This window comes from Shewanella cutis, from assembly GCF_022410515.1.
Lineage (GTDB): Bacteria > Pseudomonadota > Gammaproteobacteria > Enterobacterales > Shewanellaceae > Shewanella > Shewanella cutis.
This window is the reverse complement of record NZ_JACSDI010000001.1, coordinates 95,264-115,570: the sequence shown is the minus strand read 5'-3', so window position 1 is coordinate 115,570 and position 20,307 is coordinate 95,264. Positions and strand designations below refer to the sequence as shown.

Genomic DNA, 20,307 nt, shown 5'->3' with positions numbered 1-20,307 from the left:
GGTCTCATAATAGGCATTATTTTACTCGCCTTTATGGAAAGCTGACCACTTAATTGAAGCAAAACAGATACTATTGGCTCAGCAAAAAGTAGGTACTGACATGTACACAATGGATAGCAATAAAATGAAAAGAGTCGTGATCACCGGAATGGGTGTTGTTTCAAGTATCGGTAATAACAAGCAAGAAGTGACTGAGTCACTTAAAGCGGGCCGTAGTGGTATTACACATTCCGCTCAGTTTGAAGAAATGCAACTACGTAGTCATGTATGGGGCAATATCAAATTAGATCCTTCTGAGCTGATTGACCGCAAAGCGCTGCGTTTTATGGGCGATGCTGCGGCATATGCTTACATTGCAATGCAAGAAGCCATTAAGGATGCTCAGTTAACTGAAGAGCAGTATTCAGATCCTCGTGTTGGCTTGATTGTTGGCACAGGCGGCGCTTCATCTTCTAACCAAGTACAAGCGGCGGATATTTTGCGCGAAAAGGGCGTAAAACGTGTTGGTCCTTATATTGTGCCTCGTATTATGGCGAGTACCGCAAGCGCCTGTTTAGCCACGCCATTCAAAATTAAAGGTATGAACTACTCAATCAGTTCAGCCTGTGCGACCAGTGCTCACTGTATTGGCCATGCTGTAGAACTTATTCAAATGGGTAAGCAAGATATGGTCTTTGCGGGTGGGGCAGAAGAGCTCGATTGGACCCTGACCATGGGCTTCGATGCGATGGGTGCATTGTCGACTAAATACAACGACACTCCAGAAAAAGCCTCTCGTACCTATGATGCGGACCGTGACGGTTTCGTGATCTCTGGTGGTGGCGGTATCTTAATCGTTGAAGAGTTAGAGCATGCGCTGGCTCGTGGCGCGAAGATTTACGCCGAAGTGATTGGTTATGGCGCATCGTCAGATGGTTATGACATGGTTGCTCCGTCTGGCGAAGGTGCTGTGCGTTGTATGCAAATGGCTCTAGCCGATGTGGACACGCCAATTGATTACATCAACACCCACGGTACTTCGACACCAGTCGGTGACGTGCGTGAGTTAGAAGCGCTGCGTGAAGTCTTTAAAGACAAATGCCCACCAGTAGCATCGACCAAATCGATGACAGGTCATGCCTTGGGCGCTGCTGGCGTACATGAAGCCATTTATAGCTTAATTATGATGGAAAACAGCTTTATCGCTCCAAGCATCAACATCGATAACTTAGATGAAGCCGCAAAAGACATGCCTATAGTGCGTGAATACCGCGATGCAGAGCTGAACACTGTGATGAGTAACAGTTTTGGTTTTGGTGGCACTAACGCAACACTCGTCATGCGAAAATATAAGTAAGCCATTATTTTCGTTAAAAAAGGAAGCTTCGGCTTCCTTTTTTATTGGCTGAAATTCAGTAATGCGACTTAAGGGTTGGGATTTATCTCTAGAGTCTTGTTAGAATCCTGAATATCTTGATATTGCTGTTTATCAGAAAGGTCTCCATGAAGATTGTTGTCGATGAAAATATGCCCTATGTCGAACCCTTATTCGGGGATCTCGGCGAGATAATTCCAGTCAATGGCCGCACATTAACGCCTGAGCAGGTGCAAGATGCCGATGTGCTGCTGGTTCGTTCCGTTACCCGAGTCAATGCTGCACTGTTAGATGCCAATCCAAAACTTAAATTTGTGGGTAGCGCGACCATTGGCACAGATCATGTGGATTTAGCTTACCTTGCCACTCGAGGCATTGTGTTTTCAAATGCGCCAGGTTGTAACGCAACAGCGGTGGGTGAATTTGCCTTTATTGCCATGCTAGAACTGGCGGCGCGGTTTAATTCACCGCTCAAGGGCAAGGTCGTGGGGATTGTTGGTGCGGGCAATACTGGCAGTGCGACGGCCAAATGCCTTGAAGTCTTCGGTATTAAAGTCTTGCTCCATGATCCCATCAAAGAGGCCGAGGGCGATCCGCGCGATTTTGTGAGCCTTGAAACCCTATTACAAGAGGCAGATATCATCAGCTTACATGTGCCAATCACCCGCACTGGCGAGCATAAAACGCTGCATTTATTTGATGAGGCGCGCTTAATGAGCCTCAAAGCGAATATCTGGCTAATTAATTGTTGTCGTGGCGACGTCATTGATAATCAAGCATTAATCAAAGTTAAGCAGCAAAGGGATGACCTTAAATTAGTCCTCGATGTATGGGAAGGGGAGCCGCATCCCATGCCGGAGTTAGTGCCTTTTGCTGAGTTTGCGACCCCGCATATCGCCGGTTACAGCTTAGAAGGTAAGGCCCGTGGCACTTTTATGCTGTACCAAAAGTTATGTGAATTGTTAGCTATTCCCGCCACTAAAGGCTTATCTGACTTATTGCCCCGTTTCAATATCAAAGCTGTTGAACTTGAACAGCTTCCCGATGAAAAAGCCTTATTACAGCTCGCAAGATTCGTCTACGACCTACGAGATGACGATGCTGTTTTCCGAAATTGCTTTGCAAATGAAAATGGCTTCGACATTATGAGAAAAAATCATAAACATCGACGTGAATTTAGTGCATTGGCGCTGGCTTATCGCGGTCAATCTGAGGTAGATTGGTTGTCCAATTTAGGTTTTTCAGGAGTCGGTCGGTAATTATGTCGCAGGAATTTAATGTTGTCGTTTTAGGTGCATCGGGCGCAGTGGGTCAAACTATGATTGAGATCCTCGAAGAGCGTAATTTCCCGGTTGCGAACTTATACCCTTTAGCCAGTAGCCGTAGCGCCGGTGAAACGGTCAGCTTCCATGGCAAACAAATTACCATTTTGGACGTAGAAACCTTCGATTGGAGTCAAGCGCAATTAGGTTTCTTCTCAGCCGGTGGTGATGTCTCTGCCAAGTGGGCACCGATTGCCGCAGAAGCCGGTTGTGTTGTCATCGACAATACCTCTCACTTCCGTTATGACATTGATATTCCATTGGTTGTGCCAGAGGTTAATCCGCATGCGATTGCTGATTTTCGCAACCGTAATATTATTGCCAACCCAAATTGCTCAACCATCCAAATGCTGGTGGCCTTAAAACCGATTTACGATACTTATGGTATTAGTCGTATTAATGTGGCGACCTATCAATCTGTTTCTGGCACGGGTAAAAAAGCGATTGAAGAACTGGCAAGACAATGCACTAAGTTACTGCAAGGTTTACCTGCAGAGGCTGAAGTGTATCCTAAGCAAATTGCCTTTAACGTATTGCCGCAAATCGATAAGTTTATGGATAATGGCTATACCAAAGAAGAAATGAAAATGGTCTGGGAAACCCAGAAGATTTTCGGTGACGATGACATTCTAGTAAACGCGACCGCTGTACGTGTTCCAGTATTCTATGGCCATTCTGAAGCGGTCCACATCGAAACTCGCCAAGTCGCCGATGCAGAAGATATTAAAGCTTTACTGCGCGATGCCGAAGGAGTGGTATTATTCGAGTCCGATGACGAATACCCAACCGCGGTAACCCATGCAGCGGGGACCGATCCTGTGTATGTTGGTCGTGTTCGTAAGGATATTTCCCATGCCCATGGTATTAACCTGTGGGTGGTGTCGGACAATATTCGTAAAGGCGCAGCCTTAAACAGTGTGCAAATTGCCGAGATCCTAGTGAGAGATTATTACTAGGCACCAAGTGTCAATTAATGCCCAATGAAAAAGCCTGCTGCCAGCAGGCTTTTTTTGTTTTACAATTGTGAACAGTAGCAGGGCTGGGATTTCTAGTTTATAGTAATCTCAATAAATACAATTGCCTAAAGCCTGTTATCAGCGAGATAACTTACATAGCGCTTCAAAGGGAAGGATTGATGAAATTTCGCACTTCGTATCTTCTTGGCCTAATGGCCACCGTTTTGGCTGTTTCTTCCACGACCTCTTTTATTGATCCTGCGATTGCTGCCGATACTCCCAAAATAAAACCTTTAAAAATCATGGGGCCAGACGGACAAATTCGTCAAGTGAATCACCAATATGGCCCTACGACTTCAAAAGACACGTTTTGGAGTATTGCGCAAAAAGTGCGCCCTGATGCCAGCGTCAGTGTTTATCAAGTGATGGCTGCAGTATTTGATGCTAACCCCCATGCCTTTAACTCCGATAGTTATAACAGCCTAGAACGTGGGATGATTTTGCTGATCCCTTCGAAAGAAGTGATGCTATCCATTCCTAATAGCGTGGCCATTGCCCGTGCTGAACGCAGTGATAAGCAAGTCCGTAATACCGCTAAAGTAGCGACTAAGCCGGTAACTAAGCCGATAACGAAGCCCGTCGTTGTTACTCCAGTGGTCGAAAATAAACCTAAGGTTGAAGTTAAACCTGAAGCGACTAAGACCGAAGTCGCTAAAACGGAGGTCGTGGCAACGCCACCCGCCACTCCCGTCGCGCCGAAGATGGCGAGTTCCGATGTGAATGCTCGCCTTGAGGCCGCGGAGAGCAAAAATTTATCTTTAACTGATGAGTTAGCCAGGGCACAAGATCAGCTCGCCGTGAGAAATGCCGATAATGAAGCCCTTAAAGCCAAAATTGAGGATTTAAATCAACAAATTGCAGTGTTAGAAGAAACTTTACAGGCGAGTAAAAAGCAAAATCTAGCACTGAAGGCCGAAGTAGAAGCCGCTCAAGTCCCATCAGAAACCGATGCGCAACCACAAATACCTTCTGAGCCTGAAGATGTGTGGCGTAACTTGATGAATAATCCGCTGCTTCTTGTTGCTGCGGCTGTGATCCCAGCATTATTGCTATTGCTGCTTGTGTTCTGGATGCTTCGTCGTAAGCGTAATAAAGAGCGCCGTGAGCTCGAAGCGCAGCAGATTGCTATGACCGCAGGCGCTGCAGGCATGGCAACGGGCGCATCTGTGCTGGCAATGGATGACGATGACATTAACGACATGGCTGTGCATTTAGATGGCGACCATGCCGATTCCATCGATAGCCTATTAGATGTCGGTAGCGTGAGTCTGCAACCCGAGCAGGAAATGACTGATGGGCATGAGCAGATGGATATTGCCTCTGAAATGTTTATCGACTCTGGTGCTAGTACCGAGGCTGCGCCGCAATTTGAAGAGGACGAAGGCCAATCCTTGGATGATCTTTGGGCTGAGGCCATGGGCGATCAAGAGGAAACCTTTGCTGAAGAAAAACTTAAATCAGGAAACATTCTTGAAGAAGAGGATCTTGATGCTTTATTGGCAGGACTTGGCTCAGATGTTAGCAATGAGCCATCAACGAATGCCGCTTCTGACACTGATAACTTTGACGAATCCGATGCCGAACTGGCAGCAGCGATTGCCGCAGAATTAGAGAGTGAACTTGAAAATAAACCGTCAGCTGAAACGGCTGACGATGATATTGATGCTTTGCTTGCAGGCTTTAACACCTCAGAAGTGACTGACTCAGCAACAGATTCTGAGGCAGACGACCTCGATGCTTTATTAGCGGATTTTGACAAGACGCCTGCTGAAGCGACGCCTGAGCTTAGCGATGAAATTGCCGCAGAATTGGATGATGACTTAGCTGCATTAGGGGTTGAGCAAACCGATGATATCGATGCCTTGTTGGCGGACTTTGATAAGCCAGCGGCGCCTGAACCGGATCTGAGCGATGAAATTGCCGCAGAGCTAGATGTCGATTTAACTGACATTGGTGTTAGTGAATCCGATGATATTGATTCGCTGCTCGCAAGTTTGGATGCTCCAATACAGCATGATCCTGTGGTTGCTGCTGCCATTGCCGCCGAATTGGAAGAAGAATTAAATACCGAGCTGCCCGTTAGTGATGATGACCTTGACCAGTTGTTGGCGGGTTTTAATGCCCAAGATACTGCTGAAGTTCAAACATCAGGTGATATAAACAACGGCCATAGCGATGAGATTGCCGCTGAGCTAGAAGCGACATTACCCGAAGAGTTGACTGCTGCAGATGATGATCTTGACTCCCTGCTCGCCGAGTTTGATGTGCCAGAGCAGGCTGAAGCCGACGCTGATGAGTTTAATTTCGACCTTGAAACCACACACCTAGATACAGAGGATAAGGCTGAGGAAGAAGACTTACTCAAAGGCATTGGTGCAGCCCATGCAATTGATGGTACGGATGATACCTTTGAGCTAAGCGACACGATTGCTGATCGTCGCGATGATGCTAACGAAGCGGCAGATGAGCCAACCTTTACGGGGTTTGCTGATAATGAAACGAATAACGTTGAGCTCGCGACTGCAACCTTAACGGCTGCGACTGCTGCCGCAGCTGCGGCTAAAGTCAAAGAAAAAGAGGCTTCATTCTTTAACGATTTAAAGGCGAACAAGAGCAAGGATCCCCATGTACTCGATTGGGATACTGAACTTAACTTTGCACCGACGTCTAGTGCAAAAAACGAGTTCCCTAAGTCTGAACCTGTGGCACCCGTGGAGCCGGCGCCCGTCGTTCCGCAAGCGGTTTCTGCACGTCAACCTTTGGAGTTTGTATTAGACGAGCCTATTAAGAAGGTAGAACCTACATTCACGGTTAACACTGATAAAAATGATGACATTGTTGATGTGGATTTAGGCCATGAGTTTGATTTAAAAGCTGGTCTAGATACTGATGATATTGATTTAACTGATGATAGTGTACTTGCCGCTTTCAGTGCCAATGTTGATATTGAGGATGAGGAGGTATTAACGCCTGAGGACAGCTTTGCCCTTGATGAAGAGCATACACTTACCGTTGATGAAGCATTAGCGGCACTGGATGCACAAGAATCTCGTAAGTCGAAGAAGTTTGTTCCTGAGCATGATTTAACCAACTTCCAAAACGAGCATGGATATATCGATATCGAAAAACTGCTTAACGATGCTGAGCAGGACAACACAGAGACAGATCTCTATCCTGAAATGGAGGTTGAGATGAGTGATGTGGGGGCGCTGATTGGTGATGCCGCGATGATCGATGTGGACGATGAAGAAAACTCCGTCAATGCCAAGCTTGATTTAGCCCGCGCCTATATCGAAATTGATGACAGTGACAGTGCTAAAGCGTTGTTACGGGAAGTTCAAATCGACGGTAACGATCGTCAGCAAGAAGAAGCTGCCCGCTTACTCAAAGAAATGAGTTAGTTTTTAGGGGATAGATTTAAGACAAACGGCGCGCAGAGCGCCGTTTTTTTTATGGGCTGCTGTGATAAAATGCGCCGCTAAATTAATTGTGAGGATGTGTGGATGCGGGTTGCATTAGGTATTGAATATGACGGGAGTGGTTATTTCGGTTGGCAGCGGCAGGCCGAAGTCGATTCAGTACAGGGGCAATTAGAACAAGCCTTATCTAAGGTGGCGAACGAACCCATCAGTTTGTTCTGTGCCGGAAGAACCGATGCTGGCGTCCATGCGACTGGGCAGGTGGTGCATTTCGATACCAACGCGGTGCGTAACGAAGGTGCTTGGACTTTAGGCGTGAATGCCAATTTGCCCGATAATATTGCAGTGCGCTGGGTAAAAGAAGTGGATGAGAGCTTTCATGCGCGCTTTTCGGCCACGGCCAGACGTTACCGTTATGTGATTTACAATCACAATCTTCGCCCAGGGATCCTGCGTCAAGGTGTCAGCCATTATCATGGCGATATCGATGCCGATAAAATGCATATCGCGGCACAGGCACTGCTCGGTGAGCAGGACTTTACCAGTTTTCGCGCCATTCAATGCCAGTCTAAAACGCCTTTTCGCAATGTGCACAGCGTTAAAGTGACTCGCCAAGGGATGTATGTCATTGTCGATATTTCGGCCAATGCTTTCCTACATCATATGGTGCGTAATATTGTCGGCTCACTGCTGGAGATTGGGCTTGGCAACCAGCCACTCACTTGGATGGCAGAGCTATTAGCATTAAAGGATAGAAACCAAGCCGCGGCAACGGCTAAACCGAACGGACTCTATCTTGTGGATGTGACCTATCCTGAGCCATATCAATTGCCCAAGTTGGCGTTAGGACCACTATTTATGCTGGATTAATCGTGCTAAGCCGTGTGAGGTTTTAAGCGCGTTTCGAAGGAAGGAATGAACAGATGACCGTAGCCCCGAGTGAACAGGCTTCAAGTGTAACCGTACCCAGTGCAAATGCGCCCCTTGAACAGTGGCTAGCGTATTTATTATCTATTCACCCGACGGAAATCGACATGGGATTAACTCGGGTTTCTAAGGTGGCACAGTGCCTTAATGTATTGGATTTAGGGCCAAGTAAAATTGTCACTGTGGGTGGCACCAATGGTAAAGGCACAACCTGCGCAATGCTGGAAAACATCCTGCGTTTATCAGGGCTGACTGTGGGCGTTTACAGTTCGCCCCATATGCTCAAATATAACGAAAGGGTGCGGATTAACGGTCAGGACGCCAGCGATGAAGCCTTTGTAGCGGCCTTTGAACAGATAGAAGCGGCGCGCGGCGAGATTTCGCTCACCTTCTTCGAATATGCGACCTTAGCAGGCTTAATCCTGTTTAAAGCGGCCAAGCTGGATGTGGTGATCTTAGAAGTCGGTCTTGGCGGCCGTTTAGATGCCACCAACATGATTGATGCCGATATTAGTGTGGTGACGTCCGTCGATTTAGATCACGAGGCCTATTTGGGCAATACCCGCGAGCTGGTCGGCCGTGAAAAGGCAGGGATTTTTCGCCAAGGTAAACCTGCGATTGTGGGCGAGCCAAACTTGCCCCATACCGTCAATGATGTCGCTCAGCAACTGGGGGCCAAGTTGTACCGCGTGGGTAATGAGTTTAGTTATCAGCAAAATGGCCAGACTTGGGATTACCAAGGGCAAGTGCTCAAACTTAAACAACTTAGCCTACCTACGCTGCCATTACCCAATGCCGCGACAGTCATTGCGATTGTCGAGCATGGCTGGCCAGAAATTGCCGCCGATATCATTGCCAAAGGTATTAGCAGCGCGCGCTTAACCGGACGCTTGGAGCAAGTCAGTGAGCAGCCGCTCATTCTGCTCGATGTGGCACATAATCCCCATGCCGCAAGGTTTTTAGTCAAGCAACTCACGCCCATCGTCGCGGGTAAGCGAGTGTTTGCCCTGTGCGGCATGCTAAAGGATAAGGATATTGGTGGTGTGTTGCCGGTGGTCTCGCCCTTAATTGATACTTGGTACTTAGTGAGTTTACAGGGAGAGCGCGGCGCGCATGCTAGCCTGTTACGCCAAACCTTAACTCAAGAGAGTAAGGCATGTGAATTTGAGGATATCGCCACCGCCTGGACGGCATTAAAAGTGCAAATTCAGCCCGATGATGTGGTAATTGTGTTTGGCTCCTTTTACACTGTGGCAGGTTTTAAGTCTCTCTTTAAGCAGGATAACCGTTTTGTCTAGCCAGTTTCATAATCGATTAGTCGGCACTGTGGTGCTGGTCGCCCTCGGGGTGATTTTTCTGCCGGATATTTTAGATGGTAAGAAAGAGCGTCAAGAGGAGCAATTTGCTGAAATACCCTTACGTCCTACGGCGATAACGCAGAAAAACACCGATGAAATGTTTGAAGTGTTATCTGCACAGGAAGTGGATGGTGAAGGGGCAGAACCTGATGAAGCATCCAGCAATGATGATACTGCGTTAGCGCAGGCGGTTGGTGCTGATTCTAAATCAGAATTGACGCCTGAATCTAAGCCTAAGCCTGAATCTAAAACTGAATTAGCGCAGGTTGTGGCCAAAGAGCAAGCTAAACCGCAGGTTGCAAAAGCTGAGCCCAAAGCTGAGGTGAAAGAGGCGAAAACGGAGACGGCAAAGGCTGAACCTAAAAAAGACTCGCCAAAGCCTGTGGTTGCGAAAACGGAACCGAAAAAGCCTGAGTCCAAGCCAACAACCGTCGCCAAAACCGAAAAAACTAAAACCGAAACCGCGAAAACAGAATCTGCAAAACCAGCCAAGGATGATGGCATAAAAGTGGTCAGCCGTGATTCATTAAAGCCTGGACTCACCCTGCAATTGGGTGCCTTTAGTAATGCGGCAAACGTGAAGTCATTGGTGGCTCAGCTGCGTAAAAGTGGTTACAAGGCCTACACCATTCCGGAGACACCTAAGGATGGCGTGTTGACGAAAGTGTTCGTTGGGCCGGATGTGTCTGAAGCTAAGTTGAAGAAAGTACAACAAGAGGTTGAAAATCTGACACGCTTGAAAGGCCGTATTGTGCCTTTTAATCCATTGGAATCTTAATCGCGAATACCGAGACTGAAATAATTTATTTGCCTCTCTAGGGGTGAGAATCGTTTCAGTCTCTGGTAGAATCGCGCCGTCTTAAAACCTATGCTGGAAAGCCATCTCAATGGTTTGGATTGATTACGCTATCATCTTCGTTATCGGGTTATCGACTCTTATCAGTCTGATCCGTGGATTCGCCAAAGAAGCCATGTCGTTAGTGGTATGGTTCGCGGCTTTCTTTGTTGCCAGCCAATTTTACCAAGACCTCGCTATCCATCTGACACAAATGAACGATGAGATGCTGCGCAACGGCGTTTCTATTGCCATTCTTTTTATCACCACCTTAATTCTCGGCGCCCTCGTCAATTACATTATTGGGCAATTAGTGGTTAAAACCGGATTATCAGGCACTGACAGACTGTTAGGTCTGTGTTTCGGTGCCATAAGGGGCGCGCTGATTGTCAGCGCGCTACTGTTTTTTATGGATGCTTTTACAGGTTCACCCAACACCCAATGGTGGAAGGACTCTGCATTAGTGCCCGAATTTGGCGTTGTGATCCAATGGTTTTTTAACTATTTGGAAAACACCTCCAGCTTTGTACCCAAACTATAAAAAGACAATAATTTATCCTAAGTGATGGAAGATAAGTCAGTGCTGAGCTCTGTAGCGCCATTGCAATAGACGCTCACAGAGGCGAAAAATGCTAGCCGAATGGCTGGGAATTTATTTCGTCTTTTACTTATATTTCAACATGAAAGGGCATAGAACATCTTACAATGAGGAAGCTTACCCATGTGTGGTATCGTCGGAATAGTTGGCCAATCATCGGTTAATCAGACCATTTATGATGCACTGACTGTGCTTCAACACAGAGGTCAGGATGCGGCAGGTATTGTCACCGTTGATCGTGGTGCTTTCAGACTACGTAAAGCCAATGGTCTGGTCAAAGACGTATTTGAAGTCAAACACATGCAGCGCCTACAGGGCAATGCGGGTATTGGCCATGTACGTTATCCTACTGCTGGCAGTTCCAGTGCGTCAGAAGCGCAGCCTTTCTATGTTAACTCGCCATTTGGGATTTCATTGGCCCATAACGGTAACTTAACCAATACACTTGAATTGGCTGAAGGCCTGATCAAAAAACGTCGTCATGTGAACACCACATCTGACTCAGAGGTGTTGTTAAACCTGCTCGCCGATGAACTGCAAAAAACCACGAGCCTCGATCTTACTGCTGACGAAGTGTTTGACACTATCGCTAAGGTTCATGAGCAGGCCCGTGGCGCCTATGCCGTTGTGGCCATGATCATTGGTCAAGGTTTAGTCGCATTTCGCGATCCTTTCGGCATTCGCCCTTTGGTGCTAGGTAAACATGAAACGCCAACTGGCACTGAATACATGGTCGCCTCTGAGAGTGTGGCACTCGATGCTGTAGGCTTTGAAGTCATGCGCGATGTGGCACCAGGTGAGGCGATTTATATTTCCCTTGATGGCAATCTTTACACCCGCCAATGTGCAAAAGAGCCAAGCTATTCACCTTGTATCTTCGAATTTGTGTATTTTGCTCGGCCTGATTCCACCATCGATAATGTCTCTGTTTACGCCAGCCGCGTAAACATGGGGGCTAAGCTTGGTGAGAAGATTAAGAAAGAATGGTACGACCATGATATCGACGTGGTGATCCCTATTCCGGAAACCTCATGCGATATCGCGCTGGAAATCGCGCGCTGTATGGATTTGCCTTATCGCCAAGGTTTTGTTAAAAACCGTTATATTGGCCGTACCTTTATTATGCCTGGTCAACAGGAGCGTAAAAAATCGGTACGCCGTAAACTCAATGCGATCAATACCGAGTTTAAAGGTAAAAATGTGCTGTTAGTCGATGACTCTATCGTGCGCGGCACCACCTCTGAGCAAATTATTGAAATGGCCCGTGAAGCAGGGGCGAAGAAAGTATACTTTGCCTCAGCGGCGCCGGAGATCCGTTTCCCGAACGTGTATGGTATCGATATGCCAACGTCAAACGAGCTTATCGCCCATGGTCGTGATGCCGATGAAATTGCTAAACTGATTGGTGCCGATGGCATTATCTTCCAAAATCTGCCGGATCTGATTGAAGCGGTAAGAATGGAAAACCCTGAGATCAAACGTTTTGAAACCTCAGTGTTTGACGGACATTACATCACTAACGATGTTGACCAATCCTATCTCGATCACTTAACACAGCTTCGTAACGATGATGCCAAAGCCGACCGTAATAAGGATATTGGTACTAACCTTGAGTTACATAACGTCTGTCATCCCTAGGTTGAGATGAATGCACTCATATTAACTGAGAGCATGTGTTAACTGATAAAAAAGCCAGTGACTAATCATTGGCTTTTTGTTTATATATCTGTAAGTTAGACTCGTTTTTCACTTTCGTTTGAGTGGTGGATAGACATAGGTTCATCCTGCGCATTTTTACGCTCAACCCAATAGTCTGCATGGGGGATCCCGAGTTTTTCAGGATCAAATTGCGGCTCAATTCCTTGTTTTTGTTGAGACTCATAATCTTTCAAACAAGTAAAGGCGACTTTTTGCAGCAGAATAATGGCAATAATGTTTAGCCAGGCCATAATCCCCACCCCAATATCACCCATGCCCCAAGCTAAGTCGGCGGTTTTTACGGTGCCATAAACGGTAGATGCCATGATGATAACTTTAAGCACAACAGTCAGCCAAGGACGATTCACTTTGCGATTGATATAGGCAATGTTGGTTTCGGCAATATAGTAATAGGCAACAATGGTGGTGAAGGCAAAGAAGAACAGGGCAATGGCTACAAACGTATTGCCAAAGCCTGGCATCATACTCTCCATGGCGGTTTGGACATAACCAGGGCCTGCTGCAACCCCTGCAATGCCAGTATAAAGCGCCGCACCATCTGGGCCCTGTACATTATACAGGCCAGTGATCAGTAGCATAAAGCCTGTGGCAGAGCAGACAAACAAGGTATCAACATAGACAGAAAATGCCTGCACGAGCCCTTGTTTCACTGGATGGCTTACCGCTGCGGCGGAGGAGGCGTGTGGCCCTGTACCTTGTCCCGCTTCGTTAGAGTAAATCCCTCGTTTTACCCCCCACATAATGGCGAGGCCTAAAATCGCACCAAAGCCTGCATCGAGTCCAAATGCACTCTTTAGGATCAATAGGATAATATCGGGTAGTTGACCAATATTAAGGGCGATAATCACACAGGCGACGATGATATAGCCCAGCGCCATAAAGGGCACCACGGTACTGGCAAACTGCGCGATACGCTTAACGCCACCAAAAATGATAAAACCTAATAGCATCGCGAGAATCGCTGCGGTGACATTTGGGTCAATATTGAAAGCGGTTTTTAAACTCGATCCAATGGAGTTGGCTTGTACGCCGGGCAGTAACACCCCACAGGCAAAAATGGTCGCAATGGCAAACGTCCATGCGTACCACTTCATGCCTAAACCTTTTTCAATATAGAAGGCTGGGCCGCCGCGGTATTCACCATTGATTTTTTCTTTATAGACTTGGCCTAAGGTTGATTCCACAAATGCGGAGCTCGCGCCTAGAAACGCCACCATCCACATCCAAAATAGGGCGCCTGGGCCACCAAAGGTAATCGCAGTGGCAACGCCGGCAATATTCCCTGTACCAACCCGACCGGCTAAGGTCATGGCTAATGCCTGAAAGGAAGATACACCTGCATCGGTGCTCTTGCCATCAAACATTAGACGGATCATTTCGGGTAAATGGCGTAACTGTACAAAGCGTGAGCGCAGGGAGAAAAAGAGTCCCACACCGAGACAAAGATAAACAAGTGCGGGACTCCAGACGATATTGTTGACCGCATTAACAATCTCATTCATATAATTCAACTCCAATATTCTGTTGTTTTTTGCAGAGTTTTTTAGATATTTGTTTGTAATTTTTGGTATTCGTAGACCAAATTGGCCTAAGATTAAGACTTGTGTGAACGTCTAAGAGCTTCAACATAGCGACTTTTTTGGTTGCTTCATAGTTAAAGTTGTTAAGCGCATGATAATTTGATGTTCTTTTTTGCGTAAGGTGTTTTGGGCGGTAAAGCTAACAGTTGCAAGTCTTCTAGATGGGGTGAACTTAGGCAAAGTTTATCGTGGCTTGAAATCCCGTGAAAATAGCGTTAGATAACGAGCCACAACAACATCCACAGTGCAAATAGCCAAGCTAAACTGCGGCGGCTAACCCTATGATTAAGCAGAAGTGATAGGCCCACTGCGGCAGGCATAAACAGAATAATACTCCAAGGGATCATTGGGGTATCAAGATTGAGTTTCTTCAACCCAAGCTCACATAGCAGGCTTAACGCTAATAGCATTAGGCTGTGAAATATGACCAATTGATTGAATTTTAATGCGAATGTGGGTTTGAACGCTGACTTTATAGGCAAGGTAGCTATGAGGGCTTGCATGGCATTCTCCTGATTTATCTCCAACCACTGACGTCATTTTAAATTTAGATGAGAATTATTCTCAACTAAATTTACACGGCTTTAGTTTTATCAGCGCATTGACCGAGATGAGGTTGCGTTAAAGTTGATACTGCGATTTGCACTCTCTCCTGCTTTGGGCTAAATTATACTGTAATTATATCCAGTATTTAGTGTAGATATGATCCTCTATATTGCCGAAAAACCAAGTCTTGGGCGTGCTATTGCCGATGTGTTGCCAAAACCCCATAAAAAGGGTGAAGGTTTTATTGAAGACGCAAACGGTAACTGTGTATCTTGGTGTGTGGGACATTTACTCGAACAGGCGGAGCCTGATGCCTATAATCCCGAGTTTAAGTCGTGGAAATTTGAACATTTACCCATAGTGCCTGAAAAGTGGCAGCTCAAACCTAAGGCTGCGACCCGCAGCCAACTCTCTGTACTGAAAAAATTAGTCAAGCAGGCTGATACCTTAGTTAATGCGGGTGATCCTGATAGAGAAGGCCAGCTATTGGTTGATGAAGTGATTGCCTATTTGGGGGTCACCGGTGATAAGTTGCAGCAAACGCAGCGACTCCTTATCAGCGACTTAAACCCTCAGGCGGTTAAGCGTGCCTTGTCGCAACTGCGCAGTAATCGTGAGTTTATTCCCTTATCAACCTCGGCATTAGCGCGCAGCCGTGCCGACTGGCTCTATGGGATGAATATGACGCGGGCCTATACCATCCAAGGGAAAAAGGTCGGCTATCAGGGCGTGCTATCTGTAGGACGTGTGCAAACCCCGCTCCTAGGGCTTATTGTTCGCCGTGATGAGGAAATTGCCCATTTTCAATCTAAACCCTTCTATGAAGTTTTGGCTCACTTAGTCACGGATAAACAGCAATTTTTTAGTGCTAAATGGCAACCTAGCGAAGCCTGTCAACCCTATATGGACGATGAAGGTCGTGTTCTTTCGAAGGGATTGGCACAAAATGTGGTTCGAAGAATTACCGATAGACCTGCCAAAGTGACCCAGTTAAGCACTAAAGACAAGCAGCAGAATCCGCCTTTGCCCTACAGTTTATCGGCGCTGCAAATTGATGCGGCCAAGCGCTTTGGGATGAGTGCAAAGGAGGTGCTCGATACCTGCCAAAGCTTATACGAGCGCCATAAACTGATTACCTATCCACGCTCCGATAGTCGTTATCTGCCTACCGAGCAACATGGGCTAGCAAGCGGGGTATTAGCGGCCATTACTGGCGGTGCGCCGGATTTAGTCGCACAGGCTGAGGCGCCGAATCCTCGGCTTAAATCTAAGGCGTGGGATGATAACAAAGTCGATGCCCACCACGCCATTATCCCAACAGAAAAACAGCCCAATTTAGGCAGTTTAAGCCAGCGGGAAAGACAGCTTTATCTGCATATTGCCCGCCAGTATTTGGCGCAGTTTTACCCTGCCTATTGCTACAGTGAAACGGCGGTTGAAGTGACGATTGAAGGTGGCCTTTTTAAAACCAAAGCAAGACAGGATAAGTCCCTTGGGTGGAAACAGTTGTTTGCTAGAGAAGAGGGCGAGCGAAAAGACACTACGACCACAGAGACCTTTGCACAAGACGACAACGATAAAGATGAAGGGGAATATGTTGGCCAGTTACCGCCTCTCATCTTAGGGAAAGTGCTTCATTGTCACCAAGGTGAATTGGTTGAGAAGCAAACCCAGCCGCCTAAAGCTTTTACCGATGCCACCTTACTGAGTGCCATGACGGGGATTAATCGTTATGTGACTGACCCTGAGATCCGTAAAATTTTAAAAGAAACCGACGGACTTGGGACTGAAGCAACTCGGGCGGGGATTATTGAGCTGCTGTTTAAACGGGGCTTTATTCAGCGTCAGGGTAAGTCGATAGTCGCTACTGAGGTGGGTAAAGGCTTAATTAATAGCCTGCCACTTAGTGCTACTACGCCTGATATGACGGCATTATGGGAGGCAAGCCTTAATGGTATTTGCCATAAAGACATCTCTTATCAAGGATTTATGCAGCCACTGCTAGGGACGCTTCATTCGTTGATCCAAAATGCTGGCGCCCAATTACCCTCAGCCCTTAATGGCCTAAAAGGACAAAACGTTAAACGCGCCGCACCTAAAAAGTCGGGGTATCGTAAATCGAGTGCTGGAGGTGCGGCAGGTGCAAAAAAATCGACAACTTTTGCGAGAAGTAATGCTTCTAAAACATCGACATTGACTCCCTCTGCCTCTAAATCTGCGAGTGCAAATTCAACAGCGCCGAAGCCACGCAGACATAAAGCGGCAGCGCCGGCTTCATGACACATGTGTGATTAAATTGTCATAGATGCAACCTATTGGGTAACGATATTTAATTTGTTCCGCGATATTTAATAACCGGCAATCACGGTATTTCGTGATTGCCGGATCCACTTCTAAAAAACACCTTGAAACTCAGCTTTTCCGCGCCGTGGCATGCTAACTGCTTTGTCTTGGCTGGATAATATAATAAGCCAATTAAATCATAAGATTATTTATGATTTAGCTGAATGAATAGGTGTAGATGATATGAAAAAGAAATTGCTTGCAGTGATGATCCCCGCGGTGCTGCTCACTGGTACAACTCAAGCGGTCGAGCTGTATAACGATCAAACCAATAGCGTCAATATGATGGGGTGGTTAGGCTTTGCGGCGTTAAATGATGGTCATGAAACTTCGGTTATCGATAACTTTTCTCGGGTGGGCTTCCGTTTCGATCGCCAAGAGAAAAACGGTTGGCATTCGTTTGCCCACACGGAATGGGGCATTAACATGGTCACCAGCGACGATGGCCTGATCTATACCCAAGGCCAAGGTGGCGGCCAATTATCGGCATCAAAAACCTCAGATTTCCTGTTCAACCGTTTAGGTTATGTCGGCATGGCACACGAAAAGTGGGGTACCCTCAGCTTTGGTAAGCAATGGGGTGCTTACTATGACGTGGCTTATACTACTGATGTGCTCAATGCGTTTACTGGCTGGTCTGTCGGAGCTTACACCTTCGGTGATGGTGGTCTGACGGGGGCGGGTCGTGCTGACGCGGCGCTGCAATACCGAAATACCTTTGGCAATCTACATATCGCTGTGCAATACGCTTCTAAGCAAAATAGCGATGTTGCACTCTATGACAACCAAGGTCATGCCTTAAATGATGGTTCAGAGCTGAGCTTCGACCCTAGCTATGGTGCGAGTGCCACTTACTACATTACCGATAAATTTAAGGTGTTAGCGGGTTTTAACCGTGGCGACTTTACTGGAAACCTCGCGGGTAAAGACGTAGATAATACCAATCAAATCATTGGTATTGGTGCGCAGTATGGTAGTTTCTATCAGTATGCGCCGGGTCGTGATGCCGATGGATTATATGTTGGTTTTAACGCCCATAAGAGTGAGCAAAATGAGTTAGTGGGTGGCGAGCTTTACGATTCTACAGGTGCTGAATTTATCGTGGCTTATCAATATGACAATGGCTTTGTGCCGAGTGTATTGCTGACCTATCAAGATCTCGATACTGATGAAAACACGGCAATTCAGGGTAAGTGGACTCGCCAGTTTGCGGTACTTGGTCTGCATTATCGTTATAGCCGCGACACCATTATGTACGCCGAAGCCAAGATTGACTTTAGCAACATGGACGATAAGGCCTATGAAGATCTGCAAGACAATAACTACGCCGTTGGTATTCGTTATTTCTTCTAAGCTCAATGGCTTGACCGACTAATTCGGTAGCACAAATCAAAGGCCACATTTTGTGGCCTTTTTCTTTACGATCCATTTTTGAGTGTTATACCAATCACATTAAATATCTAATCAGTTCAGAGCCTCATAGGCATTTCAATCCCAGGCGCATTGACGCAGAAATGGTCATTCCCTTTTAAGTCAATGCAACACCGGAGTGGGATGCCTGTGTGGCTCCCCAAGGGCGGCTGATGTTCAGTGTATGGCAACGCGCTTTATACTGCGTTTAAGGCTTAGGCAGAGCACCACTATGCCTTCACGCCTTCGCCTTGTCTAAAGCGCGTTGAATTCCCGCTGAATGAACAGATATTTAATACGATTGGTATTACACAATCCCTAACTTCTTCATTTTACTGCGTAGCGTATTGGCATTAATGTCCAATAACTCCGCTGCACCACCTGGGCCATACAGTTTGCCCCCTGTGATCCTTAAGGCATGGCTGATGTATTTTTTTGTCATCACATCCAGCGGCACTAATTTATCGGTGGCATGGCTTGGGTCGATAATCACGGTTTGATTGGATGGGGTTTTCACTTCTTCACAGCTTTGTGGTGCCAGAAAACGAAAGTCGAGTGGCCCAGCAGGATGCTGAATGATGGCGCGCTCAAGTACGTTGATAAGTTCTCGCACGTTGCCCGGCCAGCCATATTGATTGAGGATATTCAGTTGGTCTGGTGCAATTCTTGGCAACTGCGGCAAATTAAACTTGGCGCTCAGTTGCTCAATAAAATGTTGCACAAGTAGGGGAATGTCTGTGCGTCTTTGTCTTAATGACGGGATTTCGATCGGGAAAATCGCGAGTCGATACCAGAGATCTTCACGGAACACCTCTCTGTGTACCATGGCTTGAAGGTTTCTGTGGGTCGCCGCGATTATACGAATATCGAGTTGCACCGCATCGTGGCCGCCAACACGGGTGATACAGCTATTTTGTAATACTCGTAAAAGCCGAACTTGCGCTGAAAGCGGCAGCTCACCTATCTCATCTAAAAAAATCGTGCCACCATTGGCTTGTTCAAAGTAGCCAATCTTGCGGGATTCAGCACCTGTAAAGGCGCCTTTTTCATAACCAAACAGCTCGGAGTCAATCAAAGTATCAGGAATGGCGCCACAGTTTACTTTGATAAATGGTTTACCTGAACGTTCCGACAATTCGTGGATGGCATTGGCGATCACTTCCTTGCCGCAACCCGTTTCGCCCAGCATCAAGACTGTCGTATTGATTTTGGCGATGGATTGCACCTGTTGCATCACCTGTTTGAGCCCCGAGTTGGCACCCACAACGCCATTTTGAACATCTAAGGTGCGACGCAGACTGACATTTTGTTTCGATAGCGCTTCGTTTTCCTTGAGTAAATTACGGCCCCTTAGATTTAATGCCGTGATCAGCGCTAAGGTTTGCATATGCGGCGCAATGAGGTCGGCATGGCGTGGTCTAAATACGCCTGTGGTTTTGGCATAAAAGCCGACTATCCCAAGGTGAGTATTTTCTATCGACATTCGCAGAATAATCAGTGAGCGAATATGGTTTATCACTTTAGGTGCGACTAATGAAGTAACAGGATCATGCTCAATATCATTAACAATTCTGACCCTTGGGCGCTCGGGATCTTCTAGGAATTGTGCCATTTGTTCAGGGAGGGGAATGCACTTGTCTAAGGTGCAGCAATGGGTCTCATCAACATGGGCGATAAACTGTATATCATTAAATTGTTTGCGAAAAATATTCACATATAGCCCATCAATGGGCAATTCATCCCGAATAAACTCAAAGTAGCTCTGTAGGGATTTCTCCAGTTGCAGACTACTACAGAGCCTTAAGGTTGATTCGTAATAAAAGTGTTTTTCCATTGATATTTCATGTTAATCACTAAGTATCGTGATTGTAGATCTTTAT

At 46.6% G+C, this 20,307-nt stretch carries 14 protein-coding genes; 11 read left to right on the top strand and 3 right to left on the bottom strand.

Going from position 1 to position 20,307, the window contains the following annotated elements; translation table 11 throughout:
• The first annotated feature begins 124 nt into the window (after nt 1-124).
• From fabB to purF, 9 genes are all read left to right on the top strand, one after another.
• Nucleotides 125-1,336 (top strand): beta-ketoacyl-ACP synthase I, encoded by a 1,212-nt coding sequence (gene fabB, locus H9J30_RS00685; protein WP_208662232.1) that lies wholly within the window; start codon nt 125-127, stop codon nt 1,334-1,336.
• A 146-nt stretch (nt 1,337-1,482) separates the two neighbouring features.
• A complete protein-coding gene (locus tag H9J30_RS00680; protein WP_240129259.1) occupies nt 1,483-2,613 on the top strand; it encodes a 4-phosphoerythronate dehydrogenase in 1,131 nt (376 codons plus the stop codon).
• A gap of 2 nt (nt 2,614-2,615) precedes the next feature.
• Entirely contained in the window at nt 2,616-3,632 is a 1,017-nt protein-coding gene (locus tag H9J30_RS00675; RefSeq protein WP_240129258.1) for an aspartate-semialdehyde dehydrogenase, read from the top strand.
• A gap of 179 nt (nt 3,633-3,811) precedes the next feature.
• A complete protein-coding gene (locus tag H9J30_RS00670; protein ID WP_240129257.1) occupies nt 3,812-7,093 on the top strand; it encodes a FimV/HubP family polar landmark protein in 3,282 nt (1,093 codons plus the stop codon).
• 102 nt (nt 7,094-7,195) lie between these two features.
• A complete protein-coding gene (gene truA, locus H9J30_RS00665; protein ID WP_240129256.1) occupies nt 7,196-7,981 on the top strand; it encodes a tRNA pseudouridine(38-40) synthase TruA in 786 nt (261 codons plus the stop codon).
• Between the two features lie 53 nt (nt 7,982-8,034).
• The gene (gene folC, locus H9J30_RS00660; RefSeq protein WP_240129255.1) at nt 8,035-9,336 is read left to right on the top strand and encodes a bifunctional tetrahydrofolate synthase/dihydrofolate synthase; all 1,302 of its coding nucleotides are present in this window, start codon (nt 8,035-8,037) and stop codon (nt 9,334-9,336) included.
• On the top strand, nt 9,329-10,174 hold the full coding sequence (locus tag H9J30_RS00655; protein ID WP_240129254.1) for an SPOR domain-containing protein: 846 nt from the start codon (nt 9,329-9,331) through the stop codon (nt 10,172-10,174). The genes folC and H9J30_RS00655 overlap by 8 nt, the downstream gene beginning before the upstream one ends.
• Before the next feature lie 109 nt (nt 10,175-10,283).
• Nucleotides 10,284-10,772 carry a CvpA family protein gene (locus H9J30_RS00650; RefSeq protein WP_240129253.1) on the top strand — a complete coding sequence of 163 codons (489 nt, stop codon included), beginning with the start codon at nt 10,284-10,286 and terminating at the stop codon, nt 10,770-10,772.
• 180 nt (nt 10,773-10,952) lie between these two features.
• Nucleotides 10,953-12,467 (top strand): amidophosphoribosyltransferase, encoded by a 1,515-nt coding sequence (purF, locus tag H9J30_RS00645; RefSeq protein ID WP_011072962.1) that lies wholly within the window; start codon nt 10,953-10,955, stop codon nt 12,465-12,467.
• A gap of 95 nt (nt 12,468-12,562) precedes the next feature.
• Here purF and H9J30_RS00640 read toward each other — a convergent pair whose 3' ends face one another.
• Both H9J30_RS00640 and H9J30_RS00635 read right to left on the bottom strand, forming a co-directional pair.
• Complete coding sequence (locus H9J30_RS00640) at nt 12,563-14,050, bottom strand: alanine/glycine:cation symporter family protein (RefSeq protein ID WP_240129252.1); 1,488 nt, start codon at nt 14,048-14,050, stop codon at nt 12,563-12,565.
• Nucleotides 14,051-14,343: 293 nt separating this feature from the next.
• Nucleotides 14,344-14,631: a hypothetical protein gene (locus H9J30_RS00635; RefSeq protein ID WP_240129251.1), complete on the bottom strand. Its 288-nt coding sequence runs from the start codon at nt 14,629-14,631 to the stop codon at nt 14,344-14,346.
• Between the two features lie 199 nt (nt 14,632-14,830).
• Here H9J30_RS00635 and H9J30_RS00630 point away from each other — a divergent pair, with 199 nt between their 5' ends.
• Both H9J30_RS00630 and H9J30_RS00625 read left to right on the top strand, forming a co-directional pair.
• On the top strand, nt 14,831-16,954 hold the full coding sequence (locus H9J30_RS00630; protein WP_240129250.1) for a DNA topoisomerase III: 2,124 nt from the start codon (nt 14,831-14,833) through the stop codon (nt 16,952-16,954).
• Between the two features lie 246 nt (nt 16,955-17,200).
• Nucleotides 17,201-18,370 (top strand): porin, encoded by a 1,170-nt coding sequence (locus H9J30_RS00625; protein WP_240129249.1) that lies wholly within the window; start codon nt 17,201-17,203, stop codon nt 18,368-18,370.
• Between the two features lie 364 nt (nt 18,371-18,734).
• Here the strand turns inward: H9J30_RS00625 and H9J30_RS00620 are convergent, their stop codons facing one another.
• A complete protein-coding gene (locus tag H9J30_RS00620) occupies nt 18,735-20,261 on the bottom strand; it encodes a sigma-54 interaction domain-containing protein (protein ID WP_240129248.1) in 1,527 nt (508 codons plus the stop codon).
• Nucleotides 20,262-20,307 lie beyond the last annotated feature (46 nt).